Genomic DNA, 20091 nt, shown 5'->3' with positions numbered 1-20091 from the left:
AAACGCGCGTCGGGCTAGAAACATTGCAAGTTGCCGATTTGTGCTGATTTGCGCACAGCATTTGGCGCCGGGTACGTACGCGGCCCGCCGCAAACCGGATGCATGGGCAGTCACACACCTAGGGCAACAGCTCGGCTATTTTCTTTTCAAGCTCTTCGCCGCGCAGCCCTTTGGCCACAATGCGGCCTTGCGGATCGAGCAGCAGGGTGCTGGGTAGCGCCCGAATGCCGTAGGTGTTTTTCGCCGGGTTAGCGGCTTTATTGTCGTCGAACACTTGAGTCCAAGTTATGCCGTCTTGCTTAACGGCTTCCTGCCATTTGTCCTGCTTATCATCCATAGCCACCCCGTAAATTTCCAAGCCTTTTGCCTTATAGGAGTTGTAGAGCTTGAGCATATCTGGGTTTTCTCGGCGGCAAGGAGTGCACCACGAGGCCCAAAAATCGACAACGACATACTTGCCGCGCAGGCTACTCAGCGCCGTGGTCTTGCCATCGAGTGCCGGAAGCATGATTTCGGGCGCCATGGCTCCAACGGCAGTAGCTTTTTGGCTTGCCAGGTAAGTTACTAGTTCAATGGTGTAGCGCGATTGGGAGTAACGCCGCTGATAGATGGTTGCGATTGAGTCAATAAACGGCAAATGATCGGGTGAGCTCATCAACTGCACTGCCACGAAGGGTGATACGTACGACTGCTGCCGGGCAATGCTTTTCATCGCGGCATACATCTGTTTTCGCGCTAACTCCCACTCTTTATTGATAGCAGCGCGCTGGATTTCATCACCAGCGGCTTTCCGACGGTTGATAATGCCTTGAACTTTAATGTAATAGTCTTCATCTAAATCATTGAAACGCTGCAGGACGGCCGCATCTTTCGAACCAGCAACTCTTGCAGTCTGGCGTAGGTTGGCAGCCTCAGCTTTAAGTTGCAGCCTGCTTCCCGGCTCCAACGCTATGGCCACCCGCCGAGGGTGTTTGTCTACTTTGAGGTAATAAACCGCTGGCTCAGCCACCAAACCCTGCAGCTGAAAGTGCCCTTGGGCATCAACAGTGGTCGAGCCGAGGGTGTGGTTGTTTTCGTCATCTAACAGGTAAACCTTGGTGCCAGCCACTGCTCCGGCCAAGTTGCCTTGCAGGGTGAAGTTGGGCTTCGGCGCTTTGGATTGTGACAGGCCAGGCAAGCTGATAAGGGCTGCGCCCACCAGAATGAGGTAATTTTTCAGGATCATAGAAATGAATAGTTCGGGTTGATAATAAAGCAAAAAACCACCGGCCGCTGCACGAGCGGCCAGTGGTTTTTGGTTGGTTTATGAACCTAGGCTAAGTTTGTTCGAGCTTGTCGCGCAGCAGTTGGTTCGAAAGTTTCGGGTCGGCTTTGCCTTTGGTCAGCTTCATCAGCTCGCCCATAAACATGCCCACCAGCGACTTTTTACCAGCACGGTACTCGGCCACCTTGGCGGGGTTGGCATCAAGCACTTGCTGCACCATGGCTTCCAGCTCCGAGGCATCGGATTGCTGCAACAGACCTAGGGCCTCGGCCGCTTGCGCTGCCGACTGGCCGGGGTTTTCGAGCAGGTGCGGGTACAATTGCTTCGAAGCCACCGAGTGATTGATCTTACCCTCGTCGATTAGGCCAATGATATCGGCAAGCTGCTGGGCGCTAAGCGGAAAGTCGCTCATGGTGAGCGCACGCTCGTTGAGGAACGACTTTACGGGGCCTTGCATCCAATTGGCAGCTGCTTTGGCGTTGGTGGTCAGGCGCGTCAGCTCGTCGAAGTACAGGGCAATGTCCTTCTCCGTGGTCAGCACGTTGGCGTCGTAAGCCGAAAGGCCCAGCTCGCCGGTAAAGCGGGCGTAGAGCTGCTGCGGCAAGGCAGGTAGCTCGGCTTGCACCCGGTGCAGCCAGGCATCATCAATAATAACCGGCGGCAAATCGGGTTCCGGGAAGTACCGGTAGTCGTTCATCGTTTCCTTCGAACGCTGCCCCTGCGTGGTGCCGGTGGTGGCATCGAAACCGCGGGTTTGGCTAATTACCTCTTCGCCGGCCTCAAGCAACTCAATCTGGCGCTCGATTTCGTACTCAATTGCGCGCTGCACGTTGCGGAAGGAGTTCATGTTCTTCACTTCCACCTTGGTGCCAAACTTCTCCGAGCCCACGGGCATCACCGAGATGTTGGCGTCGCAGCGCAACGAGCCTTCCTCCATGTTGCCGTCGCAGATACCTAGGTACTGCACCAGTTTCTTAATCTCAGTGAGGTAGGCGTAGGCTTCTTCGGCGTTGCGAATGTCCGGCTCCGATACAATCTCGATGAGCGGTACGCCGGCGCGGTTCAGGTCGACGAGCGTTTCTACCTCGCCGGCCAAGTGCATCGATTTGCCCGCGTCTTCCTCCATGTGAATGCGCGTAATGCCGATTTGCTTGGTAGAGCCATCAGCCAAACGGATGTCAACATGGCCCTTGGTGCAGATTGGGGTTTTGTCCTGCGTAATCTGGTAGCCCTTGGGTAGGTCGGGGTAGAAATAGTTTTTGCGCGCAAACAGGTTGTCGCGCGTGATGTGGCAGTTCGTGGCCAAGCCCATTTTCATGGCAAACTCCACGGCAGTGCGGTTTACACGCGGCAGCGTGCCGGGGTGCCCTAGGGTAATTACCGATAGGTTGGAGTTGGGCATAGCGCCGTACTCGTTCTCATCGGCCGAGTACATTTTGCTGCGCGTAAGCAGCTGCGCGTGTACCTCCAGACCAATAACAGGCTGGTATTTAGCTTTTATGGTTTCGTCCATACAAATCAGAAGGTAGGGCGTTGCGGCGCCAAGGGCGGCAATGCGGCTGCAAGATAAAAAGTATCCGGCGCCGCTGGGAAGCAAAAAAGCCGGGCCAAGGAGTACCGGCTCGGCTTTCTCTTGAATGCAAAGAACAGCAGTTCGTTTGCTGATCAGTTAAGTGGTGCTGGCAACCTGGCTTGAACAGGTGGTCAGTTGAGTCAAAACTTTGCTTATCAGTAAACCGAAGCCGCGTTATTCAGCGAGCTGCTTATCAATCTGCCGAATGAGTTGGCGGCTGTGTTCCATCACTTGGTGATAAAGCCCTACAATGTCACGCATTTCATTGCCGCGGTTCAAGTAGTTCTGCATCGGAGGCGAGGCCATCACGGCAGGCAGGTTTTGCTGGTCGGCGCTGAGGTGCGAGTCGAGGTAGCCGACCATATTTTGCTGCTTGTAGTCCGTGAACATCGCCGTGTTGTTGATCAGAGCCGGCAACTGCTCCTGGTAGTAGTCTAAGATGCTGTTAAGCAGTTCGTCGTCTTCGATGACATCGAGCTTGCCAGCCGACTTCAACCCTTCGAAGCGCGAGGTGTTCGGAACCAGCTGGGTAGAGTTGCGCAGCGTCCAGCCAAAGGCTTTCAGGCTGTCTGGGTTCACGGTGGCTGGTGGCGTGAGGCTGCGGAAGTAACGGTAGCCGCGAACTTGCGTGCAGTACGAAAGCGAATCATCGCACAGTTCCTGCAAGTCCTGTTGCAGGTCTTTGCGCAAACCGGTGAGAAACTTGCGTTCCGTTTTACGGTCCAGGGCATGCTCGTGCCAGCTGTGCAGCTGAATGGAGAGCATAATGGCAAAGACGATGATGCCAATTTCGAGCAGAATCTCCGGTACCCGCTCGCGCCAAGTGGGCTTGTGGTGATGCTCGTGTTCATCCATGCCCAGCGCTTTTTTGCCGTGCTTTTTAATCAGGTCAACCTCGATCATAGCCGTAAAGGTATATTTACTCCGGCCCAGCTTCAAGCTTGTTGCTTACTCGTCGGCTGCGGCGGTAGCGGCACGGCGGGTTGGGTAGTAAAAGAACTGCCCTTCCATTGCGCTACTCACAGAGCGGCCTTCTTCGGTAGCTGGCACGAGGCGCGGCAGGCGGCGCACCGTTTCCAGAGCGGCAGCGTTCAAAGCGCCATCATCCGAAGCCAGCACCCGCGCACTGTGCACATTACCTAGGCTATCGACGCCGAATGCCACGTGGACGCTGGCATCGGTGGCGCGGCTGTAGCCCTTCGGCAGAAACTGCACAAACTGCTTTTGCATTGCCTGAAACACTACCCCTTGGCCAGCGCCTTTGCCCGTAAGCTTAGCCAACGTGCGGTAAGCGGGGCATTCGTCGAGAGCTTGGCCGCCGGGGCCGTAACACTCCCCTTTTACCACGGTACCAGCCCGCACCTGCTGGTCGCGGCGGAGCTTGCCATCGGGGAAGTAGGTTTTCATGGGCCCATCGGGCTTGCCGTTGCGGTAGCTCACATCTTCGCGCAGCTGGCCATTGGGGTACCACTCGCGGCTGCGGGCCTGCAGCGTACCGTGGGGCAAATCGCTGCTGAAACCTGCATCGAGGAGTTGCTGATGCCCCTGCACGGTGTAGCGCCGCACGCGCCATTTTACACCTAGGCTATCGGCCCGGCGCATGATGTCGTAGCTATGAGCGCCTTTCGCGTCGGGCAGCGGTACGGCGTTGCGGTCGTAGTACCGGATGCCGGCTTTCTGGCCTTCCAGCTGCTCAAGCGTAGATACAACTTTTACCTGTGCCGATGCGGCCGGAGCAGCCAACAGCAGTGCCAAGGCCAACCAACTGCGGTGCTGAGCGGAGATACAAAGAGATGCACACATGCGGCCAAGATACAGCAGCGGTGCCGACTCCCCTGCCCCAGAAAGTTGGCACCGCTGCGAATGTCGTCGTAGGTGGCGAAGGTTAGTCGTTCATCACCGGTATGTAGGCCGCCATGAAGTTGCTGCCGGCCTGGTTATAAGCTTGCGTAAACTTCTGGCTGCCAGTGTTCAGCTGATTGATATAACCATTAATGGCCGTTACATCAGCTTTTGTGAGTTGGTCTTTACGCAGCATCAGCTCATGAAATTTCGGAAACTGATTCTGGCACATGCCAGCGTAGAAATTGACCAAGCTTTTGGCCGCGTCGCGGTATTGCGTGTCTTTGTTTCGAAATGCCGGAATAGTCGCCAGCTCGGTCAAGGCCACCTTGGTATCCTCCAGCAACTTCACGCGTGCCGCTTCAAAGCTGACTGCGTCCTGGGCCGAAATGGCATCCGATAGCTTTGCGCTCGACTTTTCGATGCGGAACTGCGCCAATACCACCTTGTGCTGGTAGGCATTTACCTCCGAAACCTGGGCCATGAACTTGGCTAGCCGTTCGCCCTCCGGGTCGGCTGAGATGCTCATGCCATGACGCTTGGCGAAGCGTTGCTGCGCCGCATCCACCGAGTCGTTGATGGCCTGCAGCTTGCGTTCGGCCACCTCCTGCAGCTTAAAGTACTGCTCCATGTTCTCGGCGGTGGCCGTGCGGGTGGCGGCCAGCATGTCCACGGCCTTGTAATCTTCGGAGTACACCTTCAGCAGCTGATAAAAAGCTTCCGTGGTTTGTTCCTTAAAGCCCTTATCGTCTTTGAAAGCCGGCATTTTAGCCAGCTTGTTCAGCGACAATTCTGTTTGCTTCACCAACTCAACGCGGCGAGCATCAATCTTTTTCTCGTTATCGGAGTGGGCCGATTTGCTGATGTAGCGCAGGTTCTTCTTCAGCATGGTGCGCTGTTCGGCCACAATAAAGTTGTTATAAGAGCCCGGATCAGTAAAGGTTTGGGCTGATGCCGACGCCACGTTGACGAGGCCAGTAAGTAAAGCGGCCGCGAAGCCAAGGGTAGAAATGCGCATGCGGTTATAGAAAAATGGTGGATAAAAAAAGCATACAAATGGCCCAAAGCCAGGCAGGAGTTTGCCTACTCCTCCAGCCGGAATACTACCGGCACTGCGTATTGAACTGGTACCAGTTCCCCGTCGCGCCTACCGGGCGTCCAGCGCGGAGTTTGCTGCACCACCCGCACCGCCTCGGCGTCGAGCAACGGGTGCACCGATTGTTTCACCTGCACGTCCTTCACCATTCCGGTAGTATCCACCACGAAGCTTACCAGTACCTTTCCTTGTACTTCGGCTTCGCGGGCGGCTTCGGGGTAAGCAATGTTGGCGCCTAGGTAGCTACGCAAGCCGGCCAGCCCGCCAGCCGGCACGGGCATTATCAGGTATTCAAAATAAGGTACGGCTTTGCCATCGGGTCCGAAGCAAGTCCCCGCTGTGCGAGTACCAGCGCTGTATTGCTCGCTACGCTTGAGCTTGCCCGTGGGGTAATAGTACAGCAGCTCGCCCTCCAGCTTGCCATGCACCCGAGTGTCGTGCCACTTCAGCTGGCCGTTTTCGTACCACGACTGGCTTACACCGTGCTGAATGCGCAGGCGGTAGTTCTCGTAAGGCGCTACTGAGCGCCGGCCGCCATTAGCATAAAAGGTTCGCTCAACGGCCGTTACGCTGTCTTCGTACTGAACCTCGGAGCGGTAACTGGCTCCCGTGGCCGTGGGTAGCTTGTTGCTTTTGGCATCGAAGTAGGCAATTTCCACGCGTGGCTTTGCCGCTGCAACGGGTTGCTGAGCCCAGACAAACGCTGGCCATGCGGCAAGCAGTGCAGCGGCACCTAGGCGTAAAAACGTCGGCTTCATCAGAGGTAAAAACAGGCTACCGCGCGGGGAGCAAGAACCGCGCGCAGCATTTGCTTTACGAATGTAGCAACGTGACTATGTATTACAAACACAGGCTGTTCGGCAGCCCGACCCAATAAAAGCAGCAGCCCCGGCTGAACTACCAATACTTGGCAGCTCAACCGGGGCTACTATTCTCAAAACGGCCTCGAGGGCCCAAGCATTTGCTTACGCCAGCGTATTAGCAACTAAGGTTTCAGCTTTGCCGATGGCTGCATCAAGCCCAGCGGCGTTCTTGCCGCCGGCCGTAGCGAAGAATGGCTGACCGCCGCCGCCACCCTGAATATCCTTGGCCAGCTCGCGCACCAGCTGCGAGGCATTCAGCTTACCGCCTTTGGCCAACTCGTCGTCGATCATAACGGCTAATTGCGGCTTGCCCTCGATGTCGGCACCGAGCACGAGCACGAGGTTGGATACCACTTGGCGCAGATCGTAGGCGAGCTTCTTCACGGCATCGGCCGAGCGGGCTGGCACCTTAGCAGCCAGGAAGTTCACGCCGTTCAATTCCTTCACCTGGCCGGCCAACTGGTCTTTCAGCTGACCTAGCTGCTGCGTTTCGGCTTGCTCCAGCTGCTTGCGCAGGGTGGCCACTTCTTCCGACAACTTCTGAATGCTTGGGATGAGGTGCTGCGGATTACCTAGGGCTTCGCGCACTTGGGCCAGCAGGTCCATTTGCTCTTCCACATAACGCTCAGCCAAGTCGGCCGTCACGGCCTCCACGCGGCGTACACCAGCACCTACCGCCGACTCAGAGGTAATCTTGAAGAAACCAATTTCGCCGGTGTTCGGCACGTGTATGCCGCCGCAAAGCTCCACGGAGTACTCGGGGTCGAAGGTAATAACGCGCACACTGTCGCCGTACTTCTCACCAAACAAAGCCATGGCGCCACGCGAACGGGCTTCGTCGAGCGGAACGTTGCGCTCCTCGCCTAGCTGAATTTGCTGGCGAATGCGCTGATTCACGATGTGCTCAACCTCGCGCAGCTGATCGTCGGTTACTTTAGAGAAGTGCGAGAAGTCGAAGCGCAGCAGCTTGTCGTTCACCAGCGAACCGCGCTGGGCCACGTGGTCACCTAGAACGTGGCGCAAAGCCGCGTGCATAAGGTGAGTAGCCGAGTGGTTTTTGCGGATCAGCAAGCGGCGTGCCTCGTCAACCTTAGCCTCTACGGGTGCTTCCAGGTCGTGCGGCAAATCGAGCACGGTGTGCACGATGAGGTCGTTTTCCTTGCGGGTATCAATCACGCGCACCTTCGAGAGCGGCGTAACCAAATAACCGGTGTCGCCCACCTGCCCGCCCGACTCGGCGTAGAACGGCGTTTGGTCGAGCACCACGTGGTATTCGGTTTTGCCTTTCTGCGTAACCTGGCGGTAGCGCAGGATGCGAGCCTCGGCCGTAAGGGCATCGTAGCCCACAAAGCGCGGCTGCTCCTCCGAGGAGTGCACAATTACCCAGTCGCTCTGCTCCTGCTCGGCGGCGCGGCGCGAACGGTTTTTCTGCTGCTCCATTTCTACAGCAAAGCCTTTCTCATCAACGTTCAGGCCTTTCTCGCGGGCAATAAGAGCCGTAAGGTCGAGCGGGAAGCCGAAGGTATCGTACAGCTCAAAGGCAGTTTTGCCGTCGATGAGGTTGCCCTGCTGCTTGAACGATTCTTCCAGCGCATCGAGGCGGCGCAGGCCGTTCTCCAGGGTTTTCAAGAAGGCAATTTCCTCTTCCTCAATCACTCGCTGCACAAACTGCTGCTGCTGCTTCAGCTCGGGGAAAATAGCGTGCATGTGGTCGGCCAAAATAGGCACCACTTTATACAGGAAGGGCTGCTTGAAGTTGAGGAACGTAAATGCGTAGCGCACAGCGCGGCGCAGAATGCGCCGGATTACGTATCCGGCCTTTACATTGGAGGGCAACTGCCCGTCGCTGATGGCAAACGAGATGGTGCGGATGTGGTCGGCAATTACCCGAATGGCAATATCCGTCGGCTCCATGGCGCCGGTGTACTTCACGCCGGCTTCCGTGGCGATAAACTGAATCAGCGGCTGGAATACGTCGGTGTCGTAGTTCGACTTCACGCCCGACACGGCCATCATCAGGCGCTCGAAGCCCATGCCGGTATCTACGTGCTGGGCGGGCAGCTTTTCGAGCGAGCCATCGGCTTTGCGCTGGAACTCCATGAACACGTTGTTCCAGATTTCCACCACCTGCGGGTGGTCGGCATTCACCAGCTCGGCGCCGCCTTGCTGAGCCACTTCAGCCTCGTCGCGCAGGTCGATGTGGATTTCAGTGCAGGGGCCACAAGGGCCGGTGTCGCCCATCTCCCAGAAGTTGTCTTTCTTATTGCCGGGCAGGATGCGGTCCTCCGTGGTGTACTGGCGCCACAGGGCCTGCGTCTCGGTGTCGGCCCCTAGGTTGTCGCCCTTGTCGCCCTCGAAATAGGTTACGTAGAGGCGGTCTTTGGGCAGCTTGTATACCTCGGTGAGGAGTTCCCAGGCCCAGGCAATGGCTTCCTTCTTGAAGTAGTCGCCAAACGACCAGTTGCCCAGCATCTCGAACATGGTGTGGTGGTAGGTGTCGTAGCCTACCTCTTCCAGGTCGTTGTGCTTCCCGCTCACGCGCAGGCATTTCTGCGTATCGGCTACGCGCTTAAAGGGCGCGGGCTTGTTGCCGAGGAAGTAATCCTTGAACGGGGCCATGCCCGAGTTGATGAACATCAGCGTGGGGTCGTCCTTCACCACGATAGGCGCCGAGGGCACGATGTGGTGACCTTTGGAGGCGAAGAAATCGAGAAACTGCTGACGAACTTGGTTGGCTGATGGAAGCGACATGGGCGGCTAAAGCGCGATGCTGATTCGCGTTGTGATGTGGGGTTTCGTTGCTGAGCTCCGACTGCTGGCCACAGAATTGGCAACGGCCGGGTTTTTGGCTACTTTTCGGCTTCCGTCGTCTTTGCAGATCAACGGATGGGCCTTCCGGCAAAAGTAGCCAGTTAGGTTCGTAAATCGTAGGGCCTGGGCACTTGCCCGCCTTGCATTGGGTGCCCTCACCCATTTCATGATTAAATACCGGGCGGGCCCAGCCTCGCTCCTACGCATATGCCCTACAAAGAGCGCGACATAGAAAAACAGTACTACACCATTGGCGAGGTAGCGGCGCAGTTCGATGTGGCCCCTTCGCTGATCCGCTTCTGGGAAACTGAGTTCGACGACTTAAAGCCCCGAAAAAGCAAGAAGGGCAACCGCCTGTACTCGCCGCAGGATATCGAAATTTTCCGCACCATTTACCACCTAGTAAAGGAGCGCGGCTACACCATTCCCGGTGCCCGTGAGATTATGAAGCAGCGCGGCCCGCAGCTAAAGGAGCGTGTGGATGTGATTCATTCGCTCGAAAAGGTGCGGAGCTTCTTGGTAAGCTTGCGCAAGGAGCTGGATTCCGCTGGCAAGCAGCCGAACGGGTAAAGGGCCTCTCCCTAGCTCGCAGCATCTTTTTTGCTTTGCGGGCAGTAATAAGGTGTCGGTCGCAAACCCGATGCACGAGCCAGCATTGCCGTGAGTGACTTTTCCCGCTTCTGCTTTCTAGCCACTCAGAACTTCAAATTGTCAGCGTGCCCGATACTTCCCTCCTATCCGAAGTTGCCCTTACACTACTCCCGGGCATAGGCCCGCTGATTACCCGTAACCTTGTAAGCTACTGCGGCTCGGCCGAGGCGGTGCTGCAAGCACCGCAAAGCAAGCTGCTGAAGATACCCGGCGTTGGCCCGAGCACGGTAACTGCCCTGCGCAACAACTCTTCCGCCCTGGGCAAAGCCGAGCAAATTCTGCGTAGGGCCGAGAAGGACGGCGTGCAGTTGCTGTACTACACGCGGCCCAACTACCCCGCACGCCTGCGCCCGGTACCCGATGCGCCGGTGTTGTTGTACTACCTAGGCACCGCCGACCTCAACCACCCACGCTCCTTGGCCGTGGTGGGTACGCGCCAAGCCACCGATTACGGCCGGGAGCAAACCGAGAAGCTGATTCGGGGAGTTGCTGGGCACCAACCGTTGATTGTAAGTGGCCTTGCCTACGGTATTGACATTATCGCCCACCGGGCTGCCATTCAGGAGGGCTTGGCTACCATTGGGGTAATGGCCACCGGGCTCGACATCATTTACCCCGCTGCTCACCGCCGCACCGCCGAGAAGATGGTGGAGCAAGGCGGCTTGCTCACCGAGTTTCCTTTCGGCACCCAGCCCGATAAGTACAACTTTCCGGCGCGCAACCGCATTATTGCCGGCCTCACAGAAGCTACCGTGGTGGTAGAAGCAGCTCGCAAAGGCGGCGCGCTCATCACGGCCGAGCTGGCGCAGGAATACAACCGCGAGGTGTTGGCCGTGCCCGGCCGCCTCGATCAAGCGGCCTCCGAAGGCTGCAACCATCTCATTCGCAACCAGCAGGCCGTTATCTACACAGGCCCGCTCGATGTGGAGCAGGTACTAAACTGGGATGGCGCGCTGCACCACACCCCGGTGGTGCCTTCCCTCAACCCTGCCGACTTCTCTGCCGAGGAGTTTAAGCTGGTTGAAATCCTGCAAGCGCACAAGGAACGGCAGATTGATGAGTTGAGCTGGGAAGCTCAACTGCCAATCAACCAGGTTTCTACTTTACTACTGGGGCTAGAGTTTCGGGGCGTGGTGCGGGCACTTCCGGGCAAAAAATTTGCGCTGGTATAGATGAGTTATGCCCTGCTCAACGGCCATTTGCTGCCCGCTGCTGAGGTGCACATGCACCTACCCAACCGCGGCTTGCAGTTCAACGACGGGTTCTTTGAAACCATGGTGTTCGAGCATGGGCAGGTGCGCTGGAGCAAGCAGCACCTAGCGCGCATGCAACGGGCAGCTGCCGCCCTGCACTTGCAGCTACCGACAACCCTAGGTAACGCACCCAGCCTGGGCCAGGCGCTGGCTGCGTTGGCCTCCCCCATTGGCGGGGCGGCACGCATACGGCTGCAGTTCTGGCGGGCGGGTGGTGGTTTGTATGCCCCCAAAACCAATCAGGCCGAGTGGCTGGCCACAGCGGCCCCTTTCGTGGCGAGCGATACCCCTATCGGCAGTGCTGGCTTTGCGCAAGGCATCAGCACGCAGTATTCAGCGGTATCTTTCTGCAAAGGTCCTTATGCCCTGCACTATGTGTTGGCAGCCCAGGAGCGTGAGGCCCGTGGCCTAGGCGAGTTGCTTCTGCTTGATAGCAAGGGCCACGTTGCCGAGGCGGTGTCGGCAGCCTTGTTATGGATCCGCAACGAGGAGTTATTTACTCCAGCCCCCGAAAGTGGCTGCGTAGCGGGCGTACGGCAGGCGCACCTGTTGCAGGTAGCGCAAGCCAAAGGCATACGATGCCACCTAGGTCTTTACAGACCGGAAGAGGTGCTAGCAGCCGATGCTGTGTTTACGGCGAACGTAGCCGGTATTCGCAACATTCAGCAATTGGCTAGCGCCACTTATAAGCAAACAGAGCATCCATTGCTGGATGCTCTGCGGCATTGGGAAAAACAAGACTAAGCTACGTTACTGTAGCGACGCCGACGCATCCGAAGCCAATCGGTCTGAAATTTCATCAGATCGGCCTCGGTCACGTCGTTGGCGCTGAGGATTTCGTCGCGCGATTGGCGGCCGATTTCCAGCGCGTACATAGCTATAAGCACGCGGTGCTTAAGCGGCAGTGAGCAGCCGCTAGCGGAGGCGACGGCAGATGACAAAGGAGGTGTGGTAGAGGAAAACACGGCGCTGTGTACGACAGAACCGCTGGATTGGATTTTCGAGGAAGGGTTTACTTTTCCCGGAACAAAGGTCGGGGTTTTAAGTGGTAAAAGAGCAAAAAGCGGCAGAGTATTCGAAAGCACTTGGTCAACTATTTATCCAACAACGTTACTGCCTATGCATTCATTGCAGCAATCACATGAAAATGTGATTACGCAGAAATGAAGCCAAGGTTACGTGGCTAGATAAGGTTTTTTGACTTTAATGGAATGTACTATTTCTTATACTTAATGTACTGCCAGGATTGTCTGCTTGCATCATTTTATCACAACAAAATGCTAATACATAAGCCGCATTAGCACTGACCCAGCATTGAAGCATGATGCGACCTAGCCAGCATCTAAACTGACACATTGATGCCTTACTTGCTTCGGTGAAGCTACCCTCACAGACTTAGGAGCAATCGGCTCTCGCTCAGGAAAGCACCTAACGATTTGACCAAACTTACTTTCGCTGCCAATACACGTGGCTCGATGCTGTAGGGCACAAACAACCACGGGCACCACTACTGGTGCCCGTGGTCAGTAAATCGATCCGCAGTGGTTGCTACACCGCTACCGGAGCCTTAATGGCCGGGTGCGGGTCGTAATTTTCGAGTTTGAAATCTTCGTAGCTGAAGGCAAAAAGGTCTGACACATCAGGATTGATGCGCATTTGGGGCAACGGGCGCGGCTCGCGGGTGAGCTGCAGACGCGCCTGCTCGAGGTGGTTGGAGTACAGGTGCGTATCGCCACCCGTCCAGATGAACTCACCGGGCTCCAAGCCTACTACCTGCGCTACCATCAGCGTGAGCAGTGCATACGAGGCGATGTTGAACGGAACACCCAGGAAGACATCGGCCGAACGTTGGTAGAGCTGGCACGAAAGCTTGCCATCGGCCACGTAAAACTGAAACAACGCGTGGCAGGGCATCAGGGCCATTTGATCGAGCTCGGCTACGTTCCAGGCCGAGACCATGATGCGACGCGAATCGGGCGAGCGGTGCAGCTGGTCGAGCACCTGCTGCATCTGGTCGATGTGGCCACCGCGGCCATCGGGCCAGGAGCGCCATTGCTTGCCGTACACGGGGCCTAGGTCGCCGTTCGCATCGGCCCACTCGTCCCAAATGCTCACGCCATGCTCCTTGAGGTAGGCCGTGTTGGTGTCGCCCTGCAAAAACCACAGCAGCTCGTGGATGATGCTTTTCAGGTGCACCTTTTTGGTGGTCACCAACGGAAATCCTTGCTGCAGATCGAACCGCATTTGGTACCCAAACACCGACAACGTACCGGTGCCGGTGCGGTCGGTTTTCTGGGTTCCGTTTTCAAGAATATGGCGAAGAAGCGTGTGGTACTGCTGCATGGCAACTACAGGTATTAGGCGGAAGCTCAAATATAGAAGCTTCGGAGCCCACGCGGCTTAGGCCGTAAGCTCGCTTGATACCCAGCTTACCAGAAATTCGGCCAACGAGGCGGCCACCCGCACCCGCGTGTTATCGGTGCAGCTCCAGATATAAATATCGGTGCTAACCGAGCCGTCGTCGGCAATGAGGTAACCGTAGTAGTCGCCGGTATAGGCTGGGGCAACCAGCAACAGGTCGTGCACGCAGTAGCAGGCCGTTTGGCGCAAACGCTGGTTTTCGTGCAGCAGCACCTGAGCAGGCAGCACCAAATAGCCGGTGGTGCCAATACCCTGCAGCTCCTCGGCCAGCCCATCGGTGAGCAGGTAAAGCTGCCGAAGCTCCTCGGGCAACCGTACCTCCAGCGCCGCTGCCAAAAAAGCCAGTTCCTCGTCGACTACCGGCGGGTTGCAGCGGTACGTAACGGACGCTGACCTAGGAAGCTTTTCGATGCGAGAAATCCAGTTCATGGCAGGTGGTGGTGGTTGCAGGGCAGATTTATATCATAAGCTCCTCAAAATGCAAAAAATATTAAAGCCAGCTAATGTTTAGCTGGCTTTAATATTCAAAACAGTATCAGCGGCTTACATGAACGCGCAATCTACTACACCAGCCCTGTACTGGTTGGGCTCAATTAAGCATCGGATACAAGTACCTGCACTCAGGCCGGATCGGTTTTTTGCGCTACGAAAATGCACCAACCCGACGGTGCGTGTTGCTTCCATGCTACTTTTGCAAGATTTCACTTCTATCGGGTGCGCCTGCGGGCGCATTGCTCCAACGGCCCATATCAATAGCCTTATTCCTAGCCACTATCCTGCTGTAAGCTACCCAACCAAACACTCCTGCTCCCTTGCTCCGACCTCTCCCGCTGCTCATAGCCTCTTTTCTTGCCTTTGCTCTTTCCCATGTTAGCTCGGCCCAGCAAACCACTGGCAAAGTGCGGGCAAAACGCGGCGATGGTGTCACGATACTGCTGCAGCGCCACGGGCTGAACCCAGTGCGCGATTACAACCGGTTTGTAGCGCTTAACCGGGCCAGCCTAGGACCGCGCAATAGCTTGATTGCCGGCAAGTACTACCGCTTGCCAACAAAGCAGGCTGCCACTGTTGCTAAAAAGAAGCCCACGGCCACCAAGACGGTTGCTACCGCAGCCCGCACCACCAGCACCAAGGTAAAAACGCCCCTTAGCAACAAGCAGCTTTTTGGCCCTAGGTACGGGCAAGTATCGCCACGCTCCAAACAGTTGAGTGGCACAGTGTACTACCTGCTGTCGGGCCACGGCGGGCCCGACCCCGGCGCAGTTGGCAAATACGGCAGCTACCAGCTTGCCGAGGATGAGTACGCCTACGACATTACCGCCCGCCTTGCCAAGGTGCTGATGGAGCACGGAGCGAAGGTGCACGTGATTGTGCAGGACCCCAACGACGGAATCCGCGACGAGGCAGTGCTGAGGATGGATAACGATGAGATAACCACGCCCAACCTCGTCATTCCGCTAAACCACGTCGCGCGCCTGCGCCAGTACACCAACGCCATCAACCGGCTGCACGGGCGCTACAAGGGTGCCTACCAGCGCATGATAACGCTGCACATCGACAGCCGCAGCGCTGGCCTAAACACCGACGTTTTCTTTTACCACCACGACAAAAGTCCGGTGGGTAAGCGCCTCGCCAACAACATCCACAAGGTATTTACGGCACGCTACAAGCGCAGTCAGCCCAACCGGCCGTACGTGGGCACGGTGTCGCCGCGCTCGAGCTTGTACGTAGTGCGCAACAGCCACGCCCCTACCGTATTCATCGAGCTGGGCAACATCCGCAACGATAAAGACCAGCGCCGTTTTGTGATACCCGACAACCGCCAAGCCCTGGCCAATTGGATTTGCGAAGGCCTGATTACCGATTACCGCAACCGCAAGTAGCAGCCCCCTAGGTAGCAAGCAAAAGCCCCGGCACCAGTGTGGTGCCGGGGCTTTTGCTTGCTGATATACTTGGTGCTTACAGCGACTTAACGGCCGGAGTAGCGGGCTTGGCCCCCGAGGCTTGGGTAGCAGCCGAGGCGCCCTTCTTCATGCAGCACGACGGCGTGCTGGCAGTAGCGCCTTTAGCGGCACAGCTGGCTTTCATTTCGGTTGAGCAGGCTTCTTTCTTGGCTTTTTTGCCTTTGGCGTCTTTGCCGCCGTCGTGGGCAGAGGCAGTTCCAACAAAGGCAAACAGGGCGAGGGCAAGCAGGGCGTTTTTCATGCGGCAAAACAAAACGGAAGAAACAAAACAGGAAAATGGGTGGTTGGCTGAGCGCCGGCCCCAAAGTACTCAACCTCTGGCATAGTTGTCCGGTTCACTTTAGCTCATCTGCGTGCTTTCTCCCCGCTCCTTAAGTCTACTTACCCTGCTAAGCTTGGTGCTGCTGGCCGCCGTAGCCGCCACCGGCCTGTTGCGCTTGCGGTTCAACTACAACTTCAACGACTTCTACCCCACCGGCGACCCCGACCTCGCGTACTACGAAACCTACTCGGGCCGCTTCGGCAACGATAACGACTACGTGCTCATCGGCCTTGAAGCACCTAGGGGCCGCACCGTGTTCGAACCTGGCTTTGCGCAGCGCATTGATACATTCACGCGGTTTGCCCAGCGCCAGCACAACGTGGTGCATGTGCTTTCGCCCACCACGGCCAGCAATCCGGTAGTGGAGGGCCTGGGCGTGTTCAACATTCCCTACCTGCATCTCGATCGGCTGAACGACCCTTCGTCGCGCGCGCAAGACTCCGCGCTGATTTTCCGTACGCCCGGGCTGGTGGGCAACTTGTTTGCCCGCGACGCCCAGTCCGTAACGGTGGTGCTCCAAACCACCCCCGACCTGAAAAAGCCGCCCGGCGACACCCTGATGAGCAACCTGCGCACCGAGCTGCAGCGCCTGGGCTTCGCCGACGAGCGCGTGCACCTAGGCGGCAAAATGGTAGCCCAATCGGTGTTTGTGGATCGGTTGCGGGTAGAAATGGCCGTGTTCGTGTCGTTATCGGTGCTGCTCGTTATGTGCCTGCTGTGGTTCACCTTCCGGGCGTGGTGGGGCGTGGTGCTGCCGCTTACCGTTGTGGCCGGCGCTACCATCGGCGGCTTGGCGCTAGTGGGCTGGAGCGGCGCCGGCATCGATTTGATGACGGCGCTGCTGCCCGTGATGATGTGCGTGGTGGGCATTGCCGATTCGGTGCACCTGCTCACGCGCTACGTAACCGAAACCGGCGAAGGCACGGCCACCGTACCGGCCTTGCGCATCAGCATGCGCGAATCGATGTTCGGCTCGGGGTTATCGGCCCTAACTACTTCGTTGGGCTTCTTTACGCTCACCACCAGCCACATTCGGCCCATTCACAACTTTGGCCTTTACACGGGGTTGGCGGTGCTGATTGCGTACGTTCTCACCTTCACGTTGCTGCCGGCTTTGCTGGTGCTGCTACCTAGGCCGCAGCAACGCTACGGGGCGGGGCGCTCCTGGGATGGGCCGCTTACCCGCCTGTTGCGCGTAGTGCTGGTGCGCCGCCGTTGGATTATGGCCGGCGCCGCGTTGTTGCTGGTCGGCAGCCTTACGGCAGCCAGCCGCGTGCGGCTGGAGTCGCGCCTGCTCGACGACCTGGCCGACGACGACCCCGTGCAGCTCGACTTTCGGTTTTTCGAGCAGAAGTTTGCCGGCGTGCGCCCCTTCGAGATGCACCTCTTGCCCCAGGGCGGCCGCAGCATTTACGACCTAGGCGTGCTGCGCGAAATCGAGGAGATAGAAAACTACCTGGGCCGCGAGTACGGCTTGCACTTTGTGGCCTCCCCCGTCACGGTCGTAAAATCGATACGCAAAGCCCTGAACGGCGGGGCACTCGAGGAGTACCGCCTACCCAGTTCGGAAACCGAAATGAAGCGCTTGCTCCGCCAGGTGCGCAAACTGGGCAAGCGCCCCGAATTTAGGGCGTTAGCTACCCCCCAAGCTACCGAAGGCCGCCTTACCGGGCGCATGCCCGACCCCGGCAGCACAACCGTGGCCAAGCTAAACGCCGGTTTGCGTCGCTTCCAGCTTCAGCACACCAACACCAATGTGCTGCGCACCCGCCAAACCGGCTCGGCCCTGCTTATTGATAAAAATAACCAGAACCTAACGCGCGACATGCTGGTGGGCATTGGGGTAGATGTGCTGATGGTGACGGCCATTGTGCTGGTGCTTTTCCGGTCGCTGCGCATGGTGCCGGTAGTGCTCATCCCCAACCTGTTGCCTATTGTGGTAGTGGCGGGTGTAATGGGCGTGTGCGGCGTGCCCATGAAGGTGAGCACCAGCATCATTTTCACCATCGCCTTTGGCATCGCCGTCGACGATACCATTCACTTCATCAGCAAGTTGCGCCTGATGCTCGGCAAAGAACCCACCGTAAAGCGTGCCGTTTCGCGCACTTACCGGCTAGCAGGTAAGGCAGTTATCGTCACGTCGATGATTTTGGTGGGCGGCTTCAGCACGCTGCTGTTCTCCTCGTTCGATGGCACATTTTACGTGGGGCTGCTCATTGGGCTCACCCTGCTGTTCGGCGTTATAGCCGAGCTGACGCTGCTGCCCATTCTGGTGCTGCTGTTCTACCGAAACCCGCGCGTGGGCAAGGCCAAGCAACTGCGGGCCGAAGTAGCTGAGGTGTAAACAGCCTGCAGCGCAGGCTTTGGCTGGGCCGCCTTCGCAGCACTAGTCCGCGTCCACGGATAGGGACCTCCACGTGGTTGTAGCGGGGGCTTTAGCCCGCGTTTGCCAGAACGACATGTTTGCAACGGTACAGTTCAAATCGTGCACGCAAACGCAGGTTAAGGCCCACGCTACATTCTCACGCTGTGCGCTACAAACCGACTTTCCTCGTTCTACACCCCGCCCAAGCGCAATAGCGTATTTTTGGGCTGAGTTATGAAACACCGTTTGCTTCTGGTTTTGGGCATGGCTTTGCTCTCAACCACCGCCCCCGCCCAAACCGAGCCTGCTGCTCCTTCGCCCAACGACCAGATAACGCGCCTCATACAGGAGCGCGAGCAGCTGGTGCGCGAATACGAAGAAGCCAATGCGCAGCGCAATGCTCTGTTTGCCAACAAGCCCTCCAAAAAAGACTTGCAGGAGGTTGTGGATGCGCTGAAGGGCATCATCCGCAAAGACACCGAGATTGTGCAAGCCCTGAAAGCCACCGAGCTGCGCCGCACCGCCGATATTGTAGCCCGCCAGCGCCAAGCCGAGCAGCAAGCCACCGTAGCCCAAACCGACCAAAGCTCCACGCGCCAGCGCTTCTACGACCTCGAAAGCCAGATTCAGAACCTGCAGCTACGCGAGAAACAACGCGAAAAGCAGCTGCGCGAGTACCAATCGGCCGCCAAAGAGGCCGAAGATGCCCGCGTAAGCCGCGAGGTGCTTGCGGCCGGCTTAGCCGCGTTGTGCATCGGCTTGCTGGTGTATGTGCTGCGCCTGCGCCAACGCCTAAGCAGCGCCCCGGCCCGCCGCAAGGCCAAGCGCTAGGGCGGGCCAAACAAGGTTTGCCAGCATGCCCGCCAGGAGCGCGCCGCCCGCAGGTCGTGCCACAAATCGGCCCACTCATGAAAGTTGAGGTACAGCAAGCTTTGTGGCGCTTTTAGGGGCTTGGTGATGCCGTAAATGGGCTTTTCGTCTTCTTGCTGAAAAGTACCGAATAGCCTATCCCACAGAATGAGCGTGGTGCCGAAGTTCTTGTCGACGTACTTGGGGTTGCGGCCGTGGTGCACGCGGTGGTGCGAGGGCGTGACGAACACCAACTCAAACCACCTAGGCAGCCGCCCGATGCTCTCGGTATGAATCCAGAACTGGTAAAGCAGGTTGATTTCGTAGCAGGTGAACAGGATTACCGGATGAATTCCCGTTAGCCAGGCCGGAATAAAGAAGATAATCTTGAAGTGCTGCGTCCAGGAATTGCGGAACGAGGTTGAGAAGTTAAGGTGCTCCGAGGAATGGTGCGTAACGTGGGTAGCCCACCACACCCGCTGCCGGTGCGCTACGTAATGCGCCAAGTAGTTGCAGAAATCAACCACCACGTAGGCTAATACCCATGCCCACCAGGTGGGCGGCACTTGCCAAGGCGCCAACCCGCAAAAGAAAAGCCCAAAGCCAAAAATCCCTGATTTCAGCAGCACGTTCAGCAAGGCGTTGCCCAAGCCGATGCCGATGGAAGAACGCAGGTCTTGGGCATCGTAATGGCGGTCGGGGTCATGGCGCAGCAGGTACCACTCGGCTGCCACCGACAGCACAACAATCGGCAGAAAATACGGCACCAGCGGCACCAGTTCGCGTTCTAGCTCCTCTACACGCATAGCTCGGGCGT

18 protein-coding genes are annotated in these 20091 nt (G+C 57.5%); 6 read left to right on the top strand and 12 right to left on the bottom strand.

From position 1 onward, the window contains the following. Positions 1-118 precede the first annotated feature (118 nt). The 7 genes from ASU33_RS10165 to alaS all read right to left on the bottom strand — a co-directional run bounded on the left by ASU33_RS10165 (position 119) and on the right by alaS (position 9389). The gene (locus tag ASU33_RS10165; RefSeq protein WP_059070675.1) at positions 119-1225 is read right to left on the bottom strand and encodes a TlpA disulfide reductase family protein; all 1107 of its coding nucleotides are present in this window, start codon (positions 1223-1225) and stop codon (positions 119-121) included. A gap of 91 nt (positions 1226-1316) precedes the next feature. Beyond that, positions 1317-2777, bottom strand: coding sequence for an Asp-tRNA(Asn)/Glu-tRNA(Gln) amidotransferase subunit GatB (gene gatB, locus ASU33_RS10160; RefSeq protein ID WP_059070674.1), 1461 nt, complete (start codon positions 2775-2777; stop codon positions 1317-1319). Between the two features lie 234 nt (positions 2778-3011). Next, positions 3012-3740, bottom strand: a complete 729-nt coding sequence (locus ASU33_RS10155; protein ID WP_059070673.1) for a hypothetical protein — start codon at positions 3738-3740, stop codon at positions 3012-3014. A 45-nt stretch (positions 3741-3785) separates the two neighbouring features. Next, complete coding sequence (locus tag ASU33_RS10150; RefSeq protein WP_078063026.1) at positions 3786-4640, bottom strand: TonB family protein; 855 nt, start codon at positions 4638-4640, stop codon at positions 3786-3788. Positions 4641-4722: 82 nt separating this feature from the next. Continuing rightward, on the bottom strand, positions 4723-5697 hold the full coding sequence (locus tag ASU33_RS10145) for an LIC11966 family surface protein (RefSeq protein ID WP_059070671.1): 975 nt from the start codon (positions 5695-5697) through the stop codon (positions 4723-4725). A 65-nt stretch (positions 5698-5762) separates the two neighbouring features. Next, entirely contained in the window at positions 5763-6533 is a 771-nt protein-coding gene (locus tag ASU33_RS10140) for an energy transducer TonB (RefSeq protein ID WP_078063025.1), read from the bottom strand. Positions 6534-6740: 207 nt separating this feature from the next. Beyond that, entirely contained in the window at positions 6741-9389 is a 2649-nt protein-coding gene (gene alaS / locus ASU33_RS10130; protein ID WP_059070668.1) for an alanine--tRNA ligase, read from the bottom strand. Positions 9390-9656: 267 nt separating this feature from the next. Here alaS and ASU33_RS10125 point away from each other — a divergent pair, with 267 nt between their 5' ends. The 3 genes from ASU33_RS10125 to ASU33_RS10115 all read left to right on the top strand — a co-directional run bounded on the left by ASU33_RS10125 (position 9657) and on the right by ASU33_RS10115 (position 12097). Continuing rightward, positions 9657-10019 (top strand): MerR family transcriptional regulator, encoded by a 363-nt coding sequence (locus ASU33_RS10125; RefSeq protein WP_059070667.1) that lies wholly within the window; start codon positions 9657-9659, stop codon positions 10017-10019. Positions 10020-10165: 146 nt separating this feature from the next. Further along, positions 10166-11272, top strand: a complete 1107-nt coding sequence (dprA, locus tag ASU33_RS10120; RefSeq protein ID WP_059070666.1) for a DNA-processing protein DprA — start codon at positions 10166-10168, stop codon at positions 11270-11272. Further along, on the top strand, positions 11273-12097 hold the full coding sequence (locus ASU33_RS10115) for an aminotransferase class IV (RefSeq protein WP_059070665.1): 825 nt from the start codon (positions 11273-11275) through the stop codon (positions 12095-12097). On the opposite strand, the gene ASU33_RS21255 is transcribed toward ASU33_RS10115, so the two are convergent. The 3 genes from ASU33_RS21255 to ASU33_RS10105 all read right to left on the bottom strand — a co-directional run bounded on the left by ASU33_RS21255 (position 12094) and on the right by ASU33_RS10105 (position 14203). Beyond that, positions 12094-12294, bottom strand: a complete 201-nt coding sequence (locus ASU33_RS21255; protein ID WP_149867140.1) for a hypothetical protein — start codon at positions 12292-12294, stop codon at positions 12094-12096. The genes ASU33_RS10115 and ASU33_RS21255 overlap by 4 nt on opposite strands. Positions 12295-12901: 607 nt before the next feature. Beyond that, positions 12902-13696, bottom strand: a complete 795-nt coding sequence (locus ASU33_RS10110) for a thymidylate synthase (RefSeq protein WP_059070664.1) — start codon at positions 13694-13696, stop codon at positions 12902-12904. Positions 13697-13753: 57 nt separating this feature from the next. Continuing rightward, positions 13754-14203: an SMI1/KNR4 family protein gene (locus ASU33_RS10105; RefSeq protein ID WP_059070663.1), complete on the bottom strand. Its 450-nt coding sequence runs from the start codon at positions 14201-14203 to the stop codon at positions 13754-13756. A 383-nt stretch (positions 14204-14586) separates the two neighbouring features. Between ASU33_RS10105 and ASU33_RS10100 the strand changes: the two genes are divergently transcribed. Then, positions 14587-15657: an N-acetylmuramoyl-L-alanine amidase family protein gene (locus tag ASU33_RS10100; protein ID WP_286130470.1), complete on the top strand. Its 1071-nt coding sequence runs from the start codon at positions 14587-14589 to the stop codon at positions 15655-15657. A 76-nt stretch (positions 15658-15733) separates the two neighbouring features. Here the strand turns inward: ASU33_RS10100 and ASU33_RS21645 are convergent, their stop codons facing one another. After that, the gene (locus ASU33_RS21645) at positions 15734-15979 is read right to left on the bottom strand and encodes a hypothetical protein (RefSeq protein ID WP_059070662.1); all 246 of its coding nucleotides are present in this window, start codon (positions 15977-15979) and stop codon (positions 15734-15736) included. A 112-nt stretch (positions 15980-16091) separates the two neighbouring features. On the opposite strand from ASU33_RS21645, the gene ASU33_RS10090 reads away from it, so the two are divergent. Both ASU33_RS10090 and ASU33_RS10085 read left to right on the top strand, forming a co-directional pair. Next, entirely contained in the window at positions 16092-18404 is a 2313-nt protein-coding gene (locus ASU33_RS10090; RefSeq protein ID WP_059070661.1) for an efflux RND transporter permease subunit, read from the top strand. Positions 18405-18659: 255 nt separating this feature from the next. After that, complete coding sequence (locus ASU33_RS10085) at positions 18660-19256, top strand: hypothetical protein (RefSeq protein ID WP_160328174.1); 597 nt, start codon at positions 18660-18662, stop codon at positions 19254-19256. On the opposite strand, the gene ASU33_RS10080 is transcribed toward ASU33_RS10085, so the two are convergent. Further along, positions 19253-20080, bottom strand: a complete 828-nt coding sequence (locus ASU33_RS10080) for a sterol desaturase family protein (RefSeq protein WP_059070659.1) — start codon at positions 20078-20080, stop codon at positions 19253-19255. The genes ASU33_RS10085 and ASU33_RS10080 overlap by 4 nt on opposite strands. Positions 20081-20091 lie beyond the last annotated feature (11 nt).

The sequence above is a fragment of the Solirubrum puertoriconensis genome (assembly GCF_001483135.1).
Classification (GTDB): domain Bacteria; phylum Bacteroidota; class Bacteroidia; order Cytophagales; family Hymenobacteraceae; genus Solirubrum; species Solirubrum puertoriconensis.
Note: the sequence above shows the minus strand (reverse complement) of the source record. Positions and strands in the feature narration are given on the sequence as shown.